Annotated in this window: 14 protein-coding genes; 3 read left to right on the forward strand and 11 right to left on the reverse strand. The window is 58.2% G+C overall.

The genetic code is table 11. The features are described 5' to 3' along the window. Positions 1 to 267: 267 nt before the first annotated feature. From DFO47_RS08840 to DFO47_RS08875, 8 genes are all read right to left on the reverse strand, one after another. Complete coding sequence (locus tag DFO47_RS08840) at positions 268 to 1,359, reverse strand: hypothetical protein (protein ID WP_133831379.1); 1,092 nt, start codon at positions 1,357 to 1,359, stop codon at positions 268 to 270. A 2-nt stretch (positions 1,360 to 1,361) separates the two neighbouring features. Continuing rightward, complete coding sequence (locus tag DFO47_RS08845; protein ID WP_133831380.1) at positions 1,362 to 1,631, reverse strand: phosphopantetheine-binding protein; 270 nt, start codon at positions 1,629 to 1,631, stop codon at positions 1,362 to 1,364. 251 nt (positions 1,632 to 1,882) lie between these two features. Then, a complete protein-coding gene (locus DFO47_RS08850) occupies positions 1,883 to 3,010 on the reverse strand; it encodes a cytochrome P450 (protein ID WP_133831381.1) in 1,128 nt (375 codons plus the stop codon). Positions 3,011 to 3,170: 160 nt separating this feature from the next. Further along, a complete protein-coding gene (locus tag DFO47_RS08855; protein WP_133831382.1) occupies positions 3,171 to 4,169 on the reverse strand; it encodes a S66 peptidase family protein in 999 nt (332 codons plus the stop codon). A gap of 3 nt (positions 4,170 to 4,172) precedes the next feature. Beyond that, positions 4,173 to 6,155 (reverse strand): threonine--tRNA ligase, encoded by a 1,983-nt coding sequence (gene thrS / locus DFO47_RS08860; RefSeq protein ID WP_133831383.1) that lies wholly within the window; start codon positions 6,153 to 6,155, stop codon positions 4,173 to 4,175. A 53-nt stretch (positions 6,156 to 6,208) separates the two neighbouring features. Then, complete coding sequence (locus DFO47_RS08865; RefSeq protein ID WP_133831384.1) at positions 6,209 to 6,979, reverse strand: class I SAM-dependent methyltransferase; 771 nt, start codon at positions 6,977 to 6,979, stop codon at positions 6,209 to 6,211. Continuing rightward, positions 6,970 to 7,929, reverse strand: coding sequence for a hypothetical protein (locus DFO47_RS08870; protein WP_166651693.1), 960 nt, complete (start codon positions 7,927 to 7,929; stop codon positions 6,970 to 6,972). The genes DFO47_RS08865 and DFO47_RS08870 overlap by 10 nt, the downstream gene beginning before the upstream one ends. Positions 7,930 to 8,020: 91 nt before the next feature. Then, entirely contained in the window at positions 8,021 to 9,022 is a 1,002-nt protein-coding gene (locus tag DFO47_RS08875) for an amino acid--tRNA ligase-related protein (protein WP_208294381.1), read from the reverse strand. A gap of 290 nt (positions 9,023 to 9,312) precedes the next feature. On the opposite strand from DFO47_RS08875, the gene DFO47_RS08880 reads away from it, so the two are divergent. The 3 genes from DFO47_RS08880 (at position 9,313) to DFO47_RS08895 (ending at position 14,089) form a co-directional block, all read left to right on the forward strand. Continuing rightward, positions 9,313 to 11,190: an ABC transporter ATP-binding protein gene (locus tag DFO47_RS08880; protein ID WP_243835400.1), complete on the forward strand. Its 1,878-nt coding sequence runs from the start codon at positions 9,313 to 9,315 to the stop codon at positions 11,188 to 11,190. A 131-nt stretch (positions 11,191 to 11,321) separates the two neighbouring features. Continuing rightward, positions 11,322 to 12,614: an AMP-binding protein gene (locus DFO47_RS08885; protein ID WP_133831388.1), complete on the forward strand. Its 1,293-nt coding sequence runs from the start codon at positions 11,322 to 11,324 to the stop codon at positions 12,612 to 12,614. A gap of 944 nt (positions 12,615 to 13,558) precedes the next feature. Continuing rightward, entirely contained in the window at positions 13,559 to 14,089 is a 531-nt protein-coding gene (locus DFO47_RS08895) for a YbhB/YbcL family Raf kinase inhibitor-like protein (RefSeq protein WP_133831389.1), read from the forward strand. 25 nt (positions 14,090 to 14,114) lie between these two features. On the opposite strand, the gene DFO47_RS08900 is transcribed toward DFO47_RS08895, so the two are convergent. From DFO47_RS08900 to DFO47_RS08910, 3 genes are all read right to left on the reverse strand, one after another. Continuing rightward, complete coding sequence (locus DFO47_RS08900) at positions 14,115 to 15,002, reverse strand: SDR family NAD(P)-dependent oxidoreductase (RefSeq protein WP_133831390.1); 888 nt, start codon at positions 15,000 to 15,002, stop codon at positions 14,115 to 14,117. Positions 15,003 to 15,089: 87 nt separating this feature from the next. Further along, on the reverse strand, positions 15,090 to 15,977 hold the full coding sequence (locus DFO47_RS08905; RefSeq protein WP_240617661.1) for an AraC family transcriptional regulator: 888 nt from the start codon (positions 15,975 to 15,977) through the stop codon (positions 15,090 to 15,092). Positions 15,978 to 16,007: 30 nt separating this feature from the next. Next, positions 16,008 to 18,344 (reverse strand): beta-galactosidase, encoded by a 2,337-nt coding sequence (locus tag DFO47_RS08910; RefSeq protein WP_133831391.1) that lies wholly within the window; start codon positions 18,342 to 18,344, stop codon positions 16,008 to 16,010. Positions 18,345 to 18,346 lie beyond the last annotated feature (2 nt).

An 18,346-nucleotide genomic window follows, 5' to 3' on the forward strand; every position in this document is an offset into this window, starting at 1 on the left:
GGCACACTAACCCTGCTTCGAGAGTATAAAGCGACGTTCATAACGTCCCAGTGATCCAATACATCAGCGCCACCAAGGGAAGCGACTATCTCTTCAAGGTCCGATTGGGCACATCGCAGTATTGCTCCGGCTTTCTCAACTGAGATCACTTCACGTTCCGATACTGGAGTACGAACTATGCGGTCAACTGCGGCCAAGTATGTCAATTGCCCGGAACCCAGGTAGTTCGGTGCATCGCCGCCGGCTCTGATATCCGCAGCGAAGTCACTATCGCTCCATACCTAGCGTGCTGAGGATCTCGGTGGGCCAGCGTTCGCAGTCAGCGCCATACCTCTCCGTCAGAACAAACGCCCATCTATCAAGGCCGAATGCGGCGCAACCGGAATGGATTCCAGAATCACTTGGAGACTGGAGTCCGTAGGAGCGAGCAAGTCCTTCGCGCACATTGTTGAATGAGGCGATCGCCACCTCGCCCCCGTCAGCGCGGGCAACCAGCTCGTATTTGGCACGCGTCAATTGTTGGTATCGAGAAATCTGCCGGTCTTCTGCGTAGTAGAAGGGATCTGTAGCCGAGACGATGTGGCCCTCTAAGCCGAGCGTGCAAAACAACTGCCAAGTCGCCTGAAGCCAGGTCTGACGCTGAGCTTCGACCCACTCTGGTGCTCCGACGAATATGATCTCTCGCATCTCGAAGGCCGTTAGTCTTGTCGGAGACAGCCGCCAGGGAGCCTCATGCCGAAAGCAGGTTCCGCTAGTCGTGAGCAACAAGCGTTCGCCGACGATTTCGTCGGCGTGTTCAATGTACGCGCTGAAGCAGAGTGCAGTGCGAAGCGCCATGTCCTGAAAACGCCATACCGCCTCAACGTCACTGTTCGCGCGCCAGGCCTCCAGTTGCTTGAGATCGTGAGGAATCGCGCCAACCAACAAGACGTTGTGTGCAAAGCGCGATAAGTAGTTAGACCTTTGAAGGTCCTCAACGGACACTAACGGTGAATAAGTTCGTTCGCTTGCCCCGGCGTCGATCGCCATTGCGCGAAGCGTTGAGTTCAAGGCGCCTAGGAGGGCAGGGGAGGGCGCGTAATCAGCGCCGAACCTTGAGGCGCCTGCAGACCAGGACCCGGAGAGATTACTGACCACTTCCAAGGGTGCACCTGGTCGCTCTGCACGCGCGTCGTCAGCCAGCCGTATCAGCGTCAGGTCGAAAATATCCTCGTCCTCGGCGTCCGACAATTCTGCAACGAGGCCACGCTGTTCCCGAGCCAAGCCTTTTAAGAAGGTACAACTGAAGATCAGTCGCTCCAACACCAACTCTTCCTGATCAGTAGTTAAGCCGGACGGGAAGTCACGCTGAATCTTCATACTCAACTCATTGCCTTACTCGCGCCTATGGTCGCGCAGATCGATTCGAAAGAATCAAAATTTTCAAGTTCAAGGTTTTCTACGCTGAACTCGATGTCAAACTCTTCCTCCAGCCGCAAAATCAAATCCATAATGTCGAGCGACGTTACGCCGCTCGACAAATATCCGTCATCAGCATCAACGAGCTCTGGGTAGTTGTGCCACGCAGACTGTATGACCATCCGCACCCTAGTTCGCAACTCAGCTTTCACTCGAAACTCAGCGTTTCCCATTAGCTCGTTCCCTTCGGATGGATAAGTGGACACTTCATACGTGGAGCGCCCGTGCGGCGCTCCTTGCTTGGTACGCGCTGCCGCTGGTCCCAATCCACCAGACAGGGGTTCACCGTTTCAGCGGGTGCGTAACTCGTACGGCGGCCTCGCGTGCGAAGTAGTTTGTCTGCCCATGCCGTCATACGATTCTCCTAAAACTGGATTTCCACCTCATCGAAATTGCACTTCGTATCCCGTTATAAAGCGGGGACCTACCGGAAGTTGATGCGATCGGTATAGACGGATGCCCCTAGGGCTGGAATTCGCTCGATCCCACTAACATCTATGTCGCGGATTCGATATGCTTCAAAAAACGCCCTAAGTGACTCCTCGAGAGTTACCAGCGCAATGTTTGCGCCTAGACAAAAGTGTCGGCCGTGCCCAAATGCTAGTGAGGGTGTGGTTACTGTTGCCTGAGAACGACCTTCTGATTCTGCATGGGCCGCCCAAGCGAGGACACCTACCACCCTGTCTCCCTCGTCGATTTTGAAGCCTTCCATACTCACAGGACAGGCGGCCCTGCGGGGGGCAAAGTGGAAGCCGGTGTCTTGTCCCAGGCAATAGTTGGTTAGCCCTTTGTAGTCTTTTCTCTCTAAAAAACCTGCCGCCTCCGGCGAGCGACTTATAGTAATGAGCCCCCCCGCTATTGCATTCGAAGTGGGGTCAAGGGCCCCGGTTACGACTTGCATGTAGACGGCAGTCAGTTCACGTAAGGTTAGTCGGACGCCAGCATCGCTCAATGCACTAAGAATCCAATCGTTCCCCAGTTCAGTCCGCGCCTTAAGCCAAGCCTCCAATTCCTCTATTTGCGTTAGCGCATTCTCCGCTAAGACGGTGTCCTGTCCATCATTGGAGAGGTACTGAATAGTTCCCTCAGTCATAGACCTGACCCGTCCGGTTTCACTTTCCGTGAGCCCGAGTAGAGTGCTGAGCATTGCCTCGCTAATTGGTTGAGCAAAAGTAGCAACGAGCTTGGTGCAGTCCGATTTATTGACAACTCTTTGAAAGGTCGCTGCTAGATCATTCCGCATGGTTTCTGCACGACCAGGAGAAAAGAACTTTCTCAAAGCCTGACTCGCCGCCCGCTGTGCGTCGTTGTCGGAGAATACCGGCCACATTCCCAAGAATCGCTCGAGTTCAACGACGTAGTGCGCTCTTGAGCAAACTTTAGCCTTTTCATCCAACGGCGATGCTCCGCGTGCCGCGAAACGTCGGTCTCCCAACATCTTCCGCACCTGGCCCGGCGCCGTTACGTACCACGACTTACTTACGTCATGCCAGTACGCACCCCGGTTGGCGTCGTCGAGGATGGCATAGGCTTTGTAGGGATCAGTCGTCAAAAATCGACTAATCTCCTCGTCGGTCGCTTGGTGTGTAGTTTCGCCAACGGGGCACTTGGTAGGGTCTGTTCTCACCATTTCTCCTTCAGTGATTTCTTAATCGCCTTGGTCGACAAATCATGTCGGAGGCAGGGGGGCGTCATTGGGCACTGTGGGAGGATTATGTGTACGCCCCGAAGGACAAGCTGACTACTTTCTGACCCTTGGCGGAGAGTCTTGCTTTCGCCCCTACGGGAATAGACATTATTGGGTCTACATGCCCAAATGGGAGACCAATGACGACGGGAAACGAGTGGGAGCTCGTCAATTGAGCAAGCCGTTCGTGGACGACATCCGCTGCAATTCCTGTTCCTGCTGGGACCACCCCTAGCACCAGCCCCGCTAATTCATTGAAGCCGGGCTGCTGCGCCAACTGGTGAACGAGTCGCAGCGCTTCCCATTGCCGCGCACTGTCGGATAGCTCCACAAATAGGACCTTGTTCCGCAAATCCGGCCAGTACTGAGTGCCAGCATGGGACATGAGCGTCTCAAAATTGGCCGCCATCACGGATCCCTCGCAGGCACCTTCCCGAAGTACCGCGACATCGTCGCTCCGCGTGATCCGTCGCGCGCGGTCATCGTCGACATCCCAGCGAAGCCACTCATCAATACGAAACCCGGGCCAACGGGGGGTGAAGCCTTTACCGGACGTGGCTTCCATCAGCGAGTGTACCGAGTAGGGATTGGGACCGTTGTACTCACCAAATTGCGGAAGAAGCGCTGGCCCATAAACGCTGGCGACACCGGCGAATTTGTTCAGCAGCAGGTGGATGGAAGTGGAATCGCTGTATCCGATGAACCAAGTGGGGTTTTTACGGATAAGCGCTACATCAAGTGCTTCCAGGACTTGATGGGATGCCCAACCACCTATCGTTGAAACGATTGCCCTAACCGATGGGTCAGAGAAGCCTTCGTGAAGGTCTGCCACTCTCCCCTTGATAGTCGCTTTACTGGGTTCCTCTGCCGTAACAGCATTGCGTCCTAAGCGCGGTCGAAAACCGCTCGCCTGCAGTCCCGCCATGCCCCTAGCAAGGCGGGACGGGACTAAAAAGGGAGTATTCGAGGAAGGTGACACCAGTAGTATTTCGTCATCTGGCTCCAGCGGTGAAGGAAACAACACTGGTCAGAGCCTCTCCCTTGCTTCCCTGGCGATGATGATTTGCTGAATTTTAGTTATCAGATCACCTAACTGCACATCCACCATTTGGGAACCATCTCGGAATCGCAGGGCTGCCGTCCCCGCCGACACATCACGGTCGCCAGCTACAATAACAAACGGTGCCTTTAGCTTTTGTGCATTCAGAATTTTCTTGGGCAAACGGTCGCGGGTTACGTCTAAATGGGTTCGCACTCCGGCGTCTTCCAACTCGCTCAGGAAGTTTGAAAGATAGTCGACGTGCCCAGCGGCAGGATCATCCTTCACGGGGATCCCAACGACCTGAGTCGGTGCAAGCCAAGCCGGAAAGGCACCTCCGTAGTGTTCGGTAAGCACACCAAGAAACCGCTCTATGGAACCGAACAGTGCTCTATGTATCATCACTGGTCGCATGCGTGAACCGTCCGCCGCTTGGTAAGACAGGTCAAAACGTTCAGGGGTTTGGAAGTCCAGTTGGATAGTTGACATCTGCCAGTTTCGCCCAAGAGAGTCTCTTACTTGTACCGAAATCTTCGGTCCATAAAATGCGGCGCCCCCAGGATCGGGCACGAGTTCTAGGCCCGTAGAGTGGGCGGCCTCTTCCAACGCACTAGTCGCGGCAGTCCAATCTTCCGCAGCCCCGATGTATTTGTCAGAGTCGTCTCTGGTTGACAACTCCAAGTAGAAGTCTTCCAGTCCAAATTCCCGCAGAAGATTCAAGACAAAGGCAAGAACCGATTTTAGTTCGGTTTGAATTTGGTTCATTGCACAGAAAATATGAGCATCATCCTGGGTCATGTTCCGTACGCGAGTTAGTCCATGAAGGGTCCCCGAACGTTCTAAACGGTGGACTGCACCAAACTCGAAAAGGCGTAGTGGAAGCTCCTTGTACGAACGTCCGCGATTTTTGAAAATGAGAGCATGCATTGGGCAGTTCATTGCCTTCAAATAGTACTTTGCTCCATCAACATCCATGGCGGGAAACATGGTATCGGCGTAGTAAGGCAAGTGTCCTGATCGAAGGAAGAGCTCTTCCTTCGCGATGAACGGGGTGTTCACGAGAGTGTAACCCGCACGGCGATGCTTAGTGAGGGCGTATCGTTCCATTTCATCGCGAATGATGGCTCCGTTTGGAAGAAGAATAGGCAGTCCTGGGCCGACTTCGTCAACGAAGGTGAACAGGTCGAGCTCAGTACCGAGCCGACGGTGGTCGCGTTTTGCTGCTTCTTCCAATAATTCTTCGTACCGAGCAAGCGCTTCCGCATCCGGCCAAGCTGTTCCTCGGATCCTCTGCAAACTCTCGTTGGCTTCGTTACCCTTCCAGTAGGCGGCCGAAGATGAGAGCAGTTTGAATGCTGTTACGTAACTTGAACCCGGCGCAAGAACCCTCGGTGCGTAGCCTTCCCATACAGCACCAAGGTTTGCATCGGTTGCCGTCACAAGAAGAACATTCTGGCGGCCATCAGCCAGTTCGTCTTTGATCAGAGACTGAATGAAGCTGTTAGCTTCGGGCCTGTTGTGCAAGTCGTCGAAGGAGTTAAGGGATTGCGCGCTAAAAGAAAGACGCCGGCTGACTATCCGCCGCATCCGCTTTTCCAGCTTACGCAGAACTTGTGGGGTTACAGGTTCCATGTTGGCGAAATCGTAGTAAAACCCATCCTCCGATTCTCCGCCCCCTGCAGGCAGTGCGTCCGGGTACTCCTTCTTGACCGCCATGGCCAAAATCAAGGCGGCAGTATCCCGGAGCACGCGGAGTCCCTCCTTGGTTCCTGCAGCGACAGGACTCATGAGCTCCCCGACCGGCAGTTCTTCTGCAAGGGACATAACTTTGTCAGCTGCCATTACGGCAACAACAGTCTCGGCGGTACCAACTGTGCGTCCCGCCGAGGACAGTTGTGCAAGTGCGGTTGGTCCGTCGTCCTGCACTACAAGCCCTACTGTATTCGTGTCAGGGGAGGATACTTTCAACATTTAGGTTCCATTCGGTATTTCGATGCGGTGTTGAACAACAGGCAGGCGGAGGCTCAGCCTTCACGAATTACTTTGAAAACTAGATCACCAGGATAAGCGCCTTGGCCATAAGCCGTACCTGTAAAATCTGAGTTCACCCGATCAATACGGAATCCGGAAGCTTCAATTATGGGAACGACCTCGCCGAGAAAGTAGTATCTTGTGCGATAGTGCCAGTGCAGGTCATGGGTGCTGCCGTCAGGCGCGGTGATAACATAGTCTTCTTCAATGAGTTGCGTCTGTGCGAAGTAGTCTTGGTCGTGGACGTTCACCGTCCGCTCGATCTTATAGCCCTCTGAATCCTCAAATACTTGGCTGTTTACAAGGCCTTTTTTCGCTAGTAATGGAATAGATGGATTGAATAGATCAAAGTGAAAGCTGGCCCCAGGCTTTAGGCAACTTGCCACGGTTCTCAAGCAGGCACGAAACTCTTCAAGGTTTAGGACATGCTGGAACACGCGAAATGGTGCGATAACCAAGTCTATGTCCTTCTCAGCAAACGAAGTAATGTTTTCGCACTTAACATCAACGTTCGCGAGTCCTTGGTTCTGAATAGAACCGGCGAGGACAGCAATTTCATCGGCATCCATATCTATTCCGAACACCTGGGAATTCGGTAGGAGCTTGGCCAACGGTAGTGTAACGCGCCCTGTGCCACAACCGAGCTCGACAACTCGTTTAGGCTGAGCGCGTAGAGCCTCCTGTAGGTAGAACTCCACGTCCTCGATGCGTGATTCGTAGACCAGATCATAAACGGATGCCACATTTTTATATTTCAATTCCATAATTTCTCCTTCATGTAGTCCTCCCAGAGACTGCCAAAGCCTACCGAAGACTGGAACTCCCGTTCGCAAAGGAGCAAAAGCCAATCGTGAACTTCTTGTTGACTAAGTTTTGCTGTTGCTACGATAGACCGGCACGATTCCAAGTACTTGCGCAACAGCTTCGTTCTTGCGTCCCTATTAGATGGTCTGAGTCCTTCATTCCAAAGTGTCAATGCAATCAGGAATGCGTCCTGCATATGGCGCATCGCCCAATAGTCCGCCTTAATGTAAGGGAAGTCGAAGCTGTCCAAAACATGATCCAGAGCAAGTTGTGCGCGCAGTATGGTCGTATCGCCGAAGCCGACTTCTGCGAAGCTTCGTGGCCCATCGGCAAGTCCATCTGAAACAAAGTGAATAAAGTTTCCGACATCGTCGAACTCGCCAGTTAGTGGGTGTCGCAGAGCAATGTTGAAGTTGGTCCCGCTAATACCTGCAGTGCCAATCGAGTGGGTGTAGTAGCGATCGGGTCGGCTGTCCCATTCGACCGTGATGTCTGACGAGAAGACGCGCAAAGCAGGCATAAGACTCTCGTGTCGGTGCGTCGCTCTCACAAGAACATCGACTGTTTCAAAGGCGCAGTCATCTAGAAAAAAGGACAGCGTGTTGGCCGCCAGTGCCTTGTCATCCACTGCAGGATGAAGGATCGAGAAGTTCGTGAAGTATCCTCCCCAAGCAAAAGGTGTCTTGCAGTCTCCTAAGATCTTTAGGTTCTGTGTTCTGACGGCTGGTTGTGCGGTAGCCACGCCGCTGTCTGGGATTCCTTCCGCCAGGAACGGTTTCAGGGTACTGATGGAGGATCCCACCAGGTGCACAGATTTGTCGAAGCCCGAGGTAACAGCGACCGGTGGGACGATTTGCACTCCCGCGAACGCACCGAGAAATGCCGATGCTACCCGCCTTCTTCCTGCCACAACTCCAGCAGTCTGCCCGTTTCCCGCCGCTGGTTGTCCTGCGTGGATCCTCTCCCGTGCCGTTCCCAGCGGACCAATCGCATCCAAGAGCCTAGGGGGCTAACGCGATGCCGTTGAGGCGCGGAACAAGTTGGAGATCTCGTATGTCGTCGTGACGAAGAAGCCACATGAGCCACCGTTCGACTCCCAGCCCGAACCCCGAAGTCAACAATGGGCGTTCCGTTTTCATTCGTACGTACCAGTCGTAATCTTGCTCAGCTACTTGGCGATGGGCCAAGGCCTTTCGCGTTTGCTCGCCGTCGACATGACGTTCTCCTGCGCCGACGATTTCGCCCATCCCGAAGAGCAGATCCGCATTCCTCGCTTTATCTGTGCCGGGTTCGTCAGCTTGGTAGAACGGCACAGACATCTGGTCGAAATGAGTCACCCAAAGGATTGGGCTAATTTCGTTCATAAGGCGATGCTCGCCCTCACGGGTAATGGTCCTAAAGCCGGCGGGGTCGTGCACGACGCACGGAGATGCTTCTCCCAGATGCTCGACGGCCTGATCCAGGGTCATCTCCGGGATGGACCCAATGTCAATCATTGACTCAATATGATCCAGTGTTCCGGCCGCAGCGGCGATCTCCGTGGAGAATTCCTCAAGGGCTGCTTTAGATAAAGCGAGGATGTAGTCAGCAACGACCTTTTGAACGTCCTTCAGGCTGCCACGTATTTCGGCTTCGCTATGGAAGAACTGGTTTAGATGTGTCTTATCCGCTTCTTCTCCTCGGAAGCTGGGCATCAAGTACCAGGCACCCTCCGGAGCAATTCGACATCCATACTCCAGGAGGAACTGCATGGAGTCGGCAAGGTAAGTGTGCTGACCAAACATTTCTATAGCAACAGGCGAGCTATCACTACCCAAGCCCATGGGACTCGAAATGGAGCTTGTCGTAATCGGCAGATGGATGTTCAGTGCCTTTCGGCGTCTCCAGAAGTCTGCACTGACGTGCAGCAGCTGATCCTGCAGACGAACCAGCAACTGAATGTTTGGGTCATCGAGAACGCGCAGAAATCTATTCGGATCGGTGACCGGTGTAGGAACTTTCACTGCAGAACCCCCTATTCATGGCCAATGAGTATCTCTCTCATCACGTGTGCCTTGGCTCACCATCGGTGGTGACCAAGGGTCAGCCTAGCGGATGAAACGATACAGAGAAAGCGCTTTCCTCGAAAGGTCTTGGATAAGACATCCGCGGAAGCCGAGCCAAATACAGCGTTGTAGACCGAAAATCAAGCCATGTATGCCCTTTGTTTTTGACTAGTTTTGGAATACGCTTTCCAGCCATGCACTCAATGCCCGCCGCGCGTCGCGGAAACTCGATTGACCGCCCTCGTACCATGCTTCTCGCGGGGGGCGCAATAGCATGCGCTTGTAGCGCGGTTAGCGCAATTTTGCAGGCAATTCCCGTCCGAGACGTCGTTAATGCATTTGGTCGGAACGAGGACCTTGCGTATTACTTTCAACAGGCCGGAATCGTCGCGCTTCTTGGTGTATTCACGGTAGTAACTAACCTCTTCTCTAGGGCCTTGTTCGCGAGGGCAGCATTCCGTGAGGTTAGCGAGATCCAGGCAAGTCTCTTCACAAGACTCATCACTATGCCGCTCTTCTTCTTCACCACGGTGAAGCCCGGAGCGATTGTCAGCAGAGTCACGAATGACGTGTTGGGTATGGAAACTAAACTCACCCAGGTCGTGCCCAGCGTCATATCGAGTGGGGTGAGTCTCATTTCCGTCGCCGTGGTCCTTGCAACAGTCAATCCCCTATTTGTCCTCGTTCTGCTTATCGCGCCCTTAGCCCTCCTGCCGATTAGATATGCCGAAAAGAAAATAAATCAACTCATCGAGCGTTCCTTCGCAGCCACCAGGGAGATGGCATCTGTTGTGGGCTCAACGATGTCTCTGGGGGGTGCTCTTTTGACACGACAGTCTGGGCGGACTCAGGATGAGATTGAAGAGTTCCGGAGAGTTGCAGGGGAACTGTCAGGCGCATCGGTGCAATCGCAAGAGTGGCGCGCGCGCATAGCTGCTATTTTCGGCTTGGTCTTCGCGCTTGTTACCTCAGCTTCAATAATTCTTTGCGCATACGTCTCCCAATCCGGCTCCGTAAGTTCAGGCGATCTCGTGTTGGTCTTCATTTATGCACTGACGGTTCGCGAGCCGATTATGTCCCTCATCGACACGCGGTACCCCCTGTTGCGAGCCCGAATGGCACGGGACCGAGTCGCTGCGGTAATGGATAGTGAAGTCGAAGCGACACCAGAATTGTGGACTGACGACTTCGAGCTGCGAACTTCCGCTACCGGCCCAGAGCCGGCAGACAGCGTACACGAGGGTCTCGCCGCCACTCTACGAGATGTTTCATACCAGTACCCGGATCCCGCCTCCTATTCGATCCCAGGGCTCTCGCATGCAGGTGAAGCGCTAGAAATCGCAGGGCTCCCCTTGGCAAAGGCTGAGAAGGTGATGCTGGCCGGACCCAGCACGCACCAGAGGAAAACGGCCGTCAAGGGCCTCGACTTGGACATCGGTGCCGGGGAATTTATTGGCGTTGTCGGGCCGAGCGGCAGCGGCAAGTCCACCCTTTCCCTGCTGCTATCCGGCCTTGTGCTACCAGACTCAGGGACCGTCACCCTGGCGGGCTCCCCCACCAGTACCCAGAACCACCAGCAGCTTGCGCAAAATGTTGCCCTCATTACTCAGGACACACACATAATTCACGGTTCTATAAAGCGGAACCTACTCTATTCGGCTCCTAACGCAAGTGAGATAGACATAGAAGAAGCTCTGCGCGCCGCCCAAATGTGGAATGTCATTCAAGGGATGCCTGAAGGCATCGAAACAGAGATAGGAGAGAACGGACACCGACTATCGGGAGGCGAACGCCAGCGCTTGGCCGTTGCACGTTCCCTGCTCCGTAATCCCGCACTCATCGTATTGGACGAGCCAACCGCGCATCTTGACGTCGAAACAGAGCGAGAGGTTAAGGATGCCCTCCGCTCCGCTCTTCGCGGACGCGCATCTGTGATGATTGCACATCGGCTCTCGACCGTTGTGGATGCCGATCGAATCGTCGTGATGGAGAATGGGACTGTAGCAGGCATTGGAACGCATAAGGAGTTGCTGCATGGCTGCGAAATTTACCGGCGGATGTTTGCAGGCCAAGAGCAGTCGGATGACATGGTTCCAGAACCGTTGAACAGTTCCGGATCACTGTAAAAAATGCATTGCCTCATGGATTGGATCAATTTGTGACCTATGACAGAGCGCTCGTGGGCGCCCCCACTCCCTATATCTGGAATCTCGACCTGTCGTCGCGGCAGCACCCTTCAGAGCCAGCTATTATCACCATGAGCGATACGACGTCATGGTCAAAGTTCACTCTGAAGGTCCGCCGAATCGAAGCTGCGCTTGCCACGGCCCAGGCCTCGCCGAACGACCTGATTCTCGTGGCTGGTCCGCCGAACGACACGAGCTTCGCGGCAATCATTGCTGCACGAAACTATGGCATAGGAATTTTACCCCTTACACATAACCAGCTTGCGAGATCAAGTGAACTGGTCATGACCAGCGTCACATTGGAACTACGCGGTGATGATGTTATTCGAACACTAGTAGCGCCGTGCGCTGCGGAGCCTTCATCTCGATACCCTCCAGGCAGTGGCTATATTGCGTACCTTTCATCGGGGACTACAGGCGTTCCCAAGATAGTCAGGCAAAAGCGGCGCGAGAGAAACATGCGAGGTGTCGCCGTAATGGGAAAGTACGGAGTCGGACGCGACCGCGGACCTCACCTTATGGCCAACCCGACTTTCCACTTAGGAACCCTCGGCCCCGCACTATATGCGCTTGAATGCGGTAACGCAGTTGTCATCCCGGAACAATGGGATGCATCGTCCTTCGCAAAGCTAGCTAACGATTATGCCCTTTCAAGCGCGTTCGTTTCATCTGACCAGCTAATAGAGATCTTAAAAGTCGAGCCTGATATGCCGCCCAGCTTCCTGTCGCTGCAACACGGCGGAAGTTATTTGGCACGACGTTTGAAGGAAGTGGCAATTGATCAGTTCGGCGATGGGCTTCTAGAGTTCTACGGAACATCTGTTGGTGTAATCTCCGAGATATCAGGCCATGACTGGCTCAAGCATCCTGGATCTGTGGGACGACCGTATCCGGGTGTTCGAGTACGAACAACTGCAGGATGCGCCAAGGGCGGTCTTATTATTGAGCACCGCCCCGTGGGCAACGCTCCGCGTGAAATCGAGTATCCCGGAGACATCGGGTACGTTGACGAGGGCGGTTACGTCTATATCGAAGGCAGGCAAGCGACATCTGCAGATGCCCTCCGGATTCAGAACGTTCTATCGGAAGAGATTGGCATCATCTCTGCCGTTCAAATGTCGTCCAATGCCACCCTGCACTTCGCGATGGAAGTAGAGCCGGAGCTACTCGAAAACAGCATCAATGCGGTGCAGTCAAGACTGCAAGAGGAACAAGTTCCAGTTAAAGTAGACCTCTATAATGGGCGAGTCTTCCCTCGGACTGAATCGGGAAAAGTATCAATCGTTGAGACAAATAGCTCTTGGAGTAACAGGCTGGTTCTCGAGCCGATTGTGCGATTGAAATCGCCGGCGGCCTACTCCTGAGCTATTTGAGGAATTTCGGACCGTACGCGACATCCTGGACGCCGAACGACCTGTTCGAACCATGCGTTGAGATGCGCGCCGCGGTGAGAGCCAACGCCCCGCGGCGCCGCGAACACCGCGGAATCGAGCCAAGTAACCCCCTAGCCAGGCGCATCCGCCTCGTCACACCCGAGGACCGTGAGTAGGCAACACAGGCAGGAGACCCCATCCGCTGGCCGGTCCCCAAACCGCTATGGCCGGCACCACCACACCGTCGCACGATTGCCCGACGGCGGAGTCTGCAGCTACTGCTATCCGCAAACCAAACGGCTCGCGAAATCTCCACCTGCGGCCCCGAAAGCGTCCGGCCCCTGACACGTTGTGCGGATCGCTAGTGTGACGTCCCAGACAGAATCAGCGCCAGGAAGTCCGTCCTCCGGGAAGCGGCAAAGGGATTTCACCCGGGAGGACTTCCTTATCCCTTGGGTAGTAAACGCGGTCCCCGTTAGCGCCCGAGGCCCTTATGCCAATCCTTGCTGGTCCGGTTGCTCCGCGGGTTTTGAGGGCCACGTGCTTTGCTGCGTTTGCACATATTCCCACACATTGGGCGTCGATGATGTGCCGAACCAGTACACCCCAACCTGACGTCAGGCGGCCGAGGGAAAACCGTCAGAATAGAGTGACTGACGGCACTTCCTGACACGTCGTAAGCAAGGTCTTAGCCCTCAACCTGACGAATTACCAAGGCACACCCTCCCCAACGCGGGCAGGTCAGCCACCAGAATCCCCTTCCAGGCAATTCATTGCCTGCTGCATCGGGCCCCTTCTGCAAGCCCGTCGCCTCCGGCGCGAACGGCTGAAGATTCGCGCTGGCAGAACCCCGGTTCGCGGCTTTGCAGCTTGCCCTATCGCAGGGTACTAAGCATACTGATGAAACACCACTGAATGAGTGCGACAGGAGACACATGAATCTCGAACAGGACCCCTATTCCCGCCTGCCTCAACTTCCCGAGTTCACGCTGTCCAGCACAGACATTTCCGACGGCGAGAAGCTTCCGGTTGCGCAAGCGAGCGGCAAAATGGGAATAGAGGGAGGCAAAGACCAGTCCCCCCAGCTCGCCTGGGAAGGATTCCCTCCGGAAACCCGCAGCTTCGCGGTCACCGTATTCGATCCCGACGCTCCCACCGGCAGCGGGTTCTGGCACTGGGCGGCGTTTAATCTTCCGGTATCCACCACGTCCTTGCACTCGGGTGCGGCAGATTCCGGGCTGCCAGCCGGCGCCGTGCAGTTGGCCAACGACGCCGGCATGCGCGGTTTTGTGGGGGCTGCTCCCCCACCCGGCCACGGCGTGCACCACTATCACGTCGTCGTTCACGCCGTTGACGTCGAACACCTGGACATCCCGGCCGATGCCAGTCCTGCCAACCTCGGCTTCAACCTCTTTACCCACGCAATAGCGCGGGCCCGGATAGTGGCAACCTTCGAACAGCCCTAGCAGGCGGCCTGGCGAACGAAACAGGTCACTCCTGTGGGGCAGCCACCCAGCCCGCAGTCAGCCCGGTGACCCGGCTGCCGTCCAGGTCGGCCAGTTTGGTGGCCACGAAGTCGTGCGCCCAGGACGAGGTCTGGATCCGGAAGGCCGGCTCAGCGCCTTCCATGGTGGCCAGCACCACCGCCGCGACATCCGCCGGTTGCTGCGCGCTGCTGCTGGCGAACTGTGTGCTGGTTCGTTCCAGGTAGGCCGTGATGGCAGGGGTGTAGGAGCCGGCCGTTTCCAGCAGGGCCGGGACATCGATCCGGGCGTTCGCCACGAAATTGCTGGACACGGCACCGGGTTCAATGACGTGCACCCCGACGCCAACGGTCCTGGCCACGGGCTGCAGGCTTTCCAGGAATCCTTCAACGGCAAATTTGGCGGCGCAATAGGCTTCGTTGAAGGGCTGGCCCACTATCCCGCCCACCGAACTGATGGTAACGACGCGTCCGCCGCTCTCACGCAGGTGCGGCAGGGCGGCGCGGGTCAGGGCCACCACGCCAAAGAAGTTGACTTCCATGGCGCTGCGGAAATCTTTTAGACCCAGCATTTCCACCGTACCCACCGCCGCACTTCCGGCGTTGTTGACCAGCACGTCCAGCCGGCCGTAGGAACTAATGCAATACGCAATCTCACGGTCGATGTCCGCCGCGTCCGTAACGTCAAGCCGACGAATGTCCAGGGATACTCCGGCCTCATCGGCCGCGGCCCGAAGCGCGTCCGCGCGCTGCAGGTCGCGCATGGTGGCAATGGTGGTCCAGCCTGCCCGCGCGGCCTCCACCGCGGTGGCAAGGCCTATCCCCGTGGACGTTCCGGTAATCAGCGCCACACCCTTGGCCGGCGTAGGTGACGGGGCAACGTTCTGTTCGCTCACGGGCGCTCCTTGGTGCTGATGGTGCTTGGGCCATTGGATGCCTTTAGTTTCTCCGGCGTCCCCGGATCCAGCAAGGCGCAGGCAGCCTTACCCCTTCCGCTCCGCCCGGTACGCGCTGGGGCTGATCCCGTGCAGCCTGCGGAACTGGCGGGAGAAGTAGAATTGGTCCTGCAGCCCCACCTCGCGGCCCACCTGCGCGATAGTCAGGCCCGTGGTATCCAGCAGGTGCCGCGCCCGCGCCATTTTCAGGGACGTGTGGTGTGCCAGCACTCCCCCGCCGGTCGCCTCCCGGAACAGCTTGCTCAGGTGCGACGACGAGACACCCACCAGCGCGGCCAGGTCAGCCAGCCGGATGGCGCCGTCCGCCCGCTCCTCCAGGTAATTCATGGCCTGCTGCAGCGGCGTCCCCTTCTCCGGAACCCGGCGGTCCACGGCCAACGTAGCCAGCAGCTTCCACGCCATTCCCGCAGTGGCAACCAGGCGGGCGGGTGACTGGTCCTTCTCCAGGGCGCTGACGATCTCATCCAGCATCGCCGTCAGCCGGTCTGCCGCCACCACCGGAACAATGCACCGGCCGGGCCTGACCCCGGCTCCCTCAACCAGCTCCGCCGCATCCGTTCCGCGGACGTGGCACCACCAGATCGTCCATGGATCATCCCCGGCGGCACCATACGCGTGGGCCTCGCCCGTGCCGCCGGGAAGGACGACGGCGGTCCCCTTGCCGACGTCGGTCCGCGCACCGGCGGTTTCCACCCACCCGCGTCCGTCAACACACAGGATGACGATGGTTTCGTCCGCACCCTGTGGCCGGTAGCGGCCATGGTCCGCGGCGGCGGGAAACAATCCTGCGTCGGTGACTACCAGGCGCCGGGTGATGGGACGGTTGAGGGCTTCGAGGACCAAGGGCCGGGGAACCACCACCAGCCGCTGATTCTGGAATCCATGCGCCCGTTCCACCTGCGTCCCCTCCGTCACGAAACGTCCATCCTACGACGGCGGGAGGGCTCAGCCCAGGTCTTCCCGCCAATCGGACCAGCACACCAGCTGCACCCTTTCAACGGCAAGCAAGTCCCCAGACGTGGCGTCCCGCAGGCGCTGGGCCGCGGCGGGCAGCCCCACCTCTGCATCTTTGGAAAGCGGCAGGACCTGGAGCAAGACCTCCGAGCCGGCGCGGATGCCGGCATCGCCGGTGTCGATGACCCACTCCGATCCGTCCCAGAAGCGGTCGGCCACCACACGGCCGTCCACGAGCAGCCGGGCAACGTCACCCGCCCAGGTGACCTCCAGCTCGGTGGGCGCACCGCCGGTGGCGGCGTCCGTCGTCGGAAGTTCAATCCTGTACTCCGCGGAGAGCTCCGCCATCGCTTCCCGGCCCGGCGCGGCAGCCCGGCCCGCCAGCGAGCCGAAGGACGCCGGAATGGCGGCCGCAGCGCGGACCGGCACCAGGGGAACGTCGCGGCGGGCAGGTGCCCTCAACTGCATTGCGGCAGATACAGCCTCAAACCGCCCGGTTTCGCGTGCATACCGCCGGACCGAGGGCGCGCCCAGCGAGCGGCCCGCCAGCAAGCCGACGGCGTCCATCCACACCGGTTCGGCGGACAGCACCAGCTCCCGGCCGCGCGGCGTCTCCAGCACCCACGCCTGGTCCGCGAAGGAAGCGGGGAGGACCAGGATCTTCAAGGCACCCCCGGAACACGTCGCCGTCAGCTGAGCCAGGGAGGGGCGGACAGCCCAGGCATTCCCGCCCCGCGGAGCAGCCTCGCCTTCCAGGACCGTCCCCTCCGGCAGGCACAGCCGCGGTTCGATGCCCGCTTCCGCGGCGAGCACCAGTGTCGGCGGTCCCCCGGAATCGAGCACTGTCAGCGCGGACGCGGTGGCCCAGAGCAACCGGACGCCCCCAACCTCCAGGTTCACCGGCCAGGCGGCGATGGTGCCTGCGGGGATGTCGACGGGCACGTCCGGAACCGTCACAGGCCCATCTGCCAGACCCACGCGGAACTGCGCACCACTATATGCCGGAAGCGGTATATGCGGCTGGTGCCAGGTAAGGAACACAAAACCGGACGTCCCGTCGGAGCGCAACGCCCAGCGCAGCGTCTCCGAGTCCTCCACGCCGGACGGCTCCCGGTCCGGCAGGGTGGACGGCATCGGCGCCAGGAGGTCCCCGAACGCGGCGAGGAACGCGTGCTGCCGGCGCAGCAGGGCAAAGCCCGGCGCCGGCCTGCCGGATGCACCGATGGGCGCATGGAAGTCGTAGTCGAACTCCGGGAGGTCGTTCGGGTAGCCAGTCGCCTGGGTCTCCTGCAGGCCGGCCGCGGGGTTCGTCCCGCCGGCGAACATGTAATAGCCCTGCCAGCCGGAGCCGCTGCCGATCTTGTTGTTGGACACGGCCGCCACGTCCTTGCCCGCTGGCCATGGCCGGCGTTGATAGGCCGTGGCCATGCCGCCGGTCAGCTCGCAGGTGGCCGCCGGATAAAGGTCGGAGGTGGACCGGGGCGGCGCGGCCTCGTTTCCGGACAGGTGTTCGCGGAGGTCGGCCCCGATGCCGGGATCGTCCCACTGGTGGCTGAAGAAGTAGTGCTGGCGGAACGTCGGATCCCACGGCGCGCCGGCATCCACCCAGAATCCGTCCCCGTAACCGCCGAAGACCGGCAGCACCTCGGCCCCGGGCAGGTCCGCCCCGCCCCACGCGGTCGCGGTCCAGAGGGGGGCGCCGAGCCCGGCCGCCCGGGCCAGCTCCTTCAACCGGGAAAGATGGGCCGGCTGGTCGTAGAGCTCGTTTTCCAACTGGATGCCGATCACGTTGCTGTCCGGCCCGCACAAGCCGCGCAGTTCGCCCCCCAGCCGGTTGTACCAGTGCTCCACCATGTCCAGGTAGGCGGGATCATTGGTGCGGTGGCGGACGGGGGCCGCCTGCACCCAGTCCGGAAAGCCGCCGTTGCGGACCTCGCCGTGGGCCCAGGGCCCGATGCGCAGGACGACGTCCAGGTCCAGCGCGGCACAGAGCCGGACGAACGCCGCAACATCGAGGTTGCCGTCAAAGCGCGGATCACCTTCCACCGGCTCGTGGTGGATCCAGAAGACGTAGCAGGCCACTACGGTGATACCGCCGGCTTTCATCAGGCGGAGCCTGTCCTCCCAGCGGTTCCTGGGCAGCCGGCTGAAGTGGATTTCCCCGGAGACCGGGATGGCCGGGCGTCCGCCACACTCCAAGTAGTGGTTGGTGACCCGCCACCTGCCGTGCGGATCCTCGGTGTTGCTCATGGCCGGCCGCAGCAAGGCATTGCCGTGCGGCCGGTGGGTGGCGGTCAGGAGGTCAAGGGCCGTGTTCGGGGAGGGCATGG

The sequence above is a fragment of the Arthrobacter sp. AG258 genome, assembly GCF_004364695.1.
Lineage (GTDB): Bacteria > Actinomycetota > Actinomycetes > Actinomycetales > Micrococcaceae > Arthrobacter.

Excerpts from the sequence above, each read along its gene's own strand:
- DFO47_RS08865 (WP_133831384.1), bottom strand. The coding sequence starts at position 6,979 with ATGGAATTGAAATATAAAAATGTGGCATCCGTTTATGATCTGGTCTAC.
- DFO47_RS08880 (WP_243835400.1), top strand. The coding sequence starts at position 9,313 with ATGCTTCTCGCGGGGGGCGCAATAGCATGCGCTTGTAGCGCGGTTAGC.
- DFO47_RS08910 (WP_133831391.1), bottom strand. The coding sequence starts at position 18,344 with ATGCCCTCCCCGAACACGGCCCTTGACCTCCTGACCGCCACCCACCGG.
- DFO47_RS08885 (WP_133831388.1), top strand. The coding sequence starts at position 11,322 with ATGAGCGATACGACGTCATGGTCAAAGTTCACTCTGAAGGTCCGCCGA.
- thrS (WP_133831383.1), bottom strand. The coding sequence starts at position 6,155 with ATGTTGAAAGTATCCTCCCCTGACACGAATACAGTAGGGCTTGTAGTG.
- DFO47_RS08840 (WP_133831379.1), bottom strand. The coding sequence starts at position 1,359 with ATGAAGATTCAGCGTGACTTCCCGTCCGGCTTAACTACTGATCAGGAA.
- DFO47_RS08845 (WP_133831380.1), bottom strand. The coding sequence starts at position 1,631 with ATGGGAAACGCTGAGTTTCGAGTGAAAGCTGAGTTGCGAACTAGGGTG.
- DFO47_RS08895 (WP_133831389.1), top strand. The coding sequence starts at position 13,559 with ATGAATCTCGAACAGGACCCCTATTCCCGCCTGCCTCAACTTCCCGAG.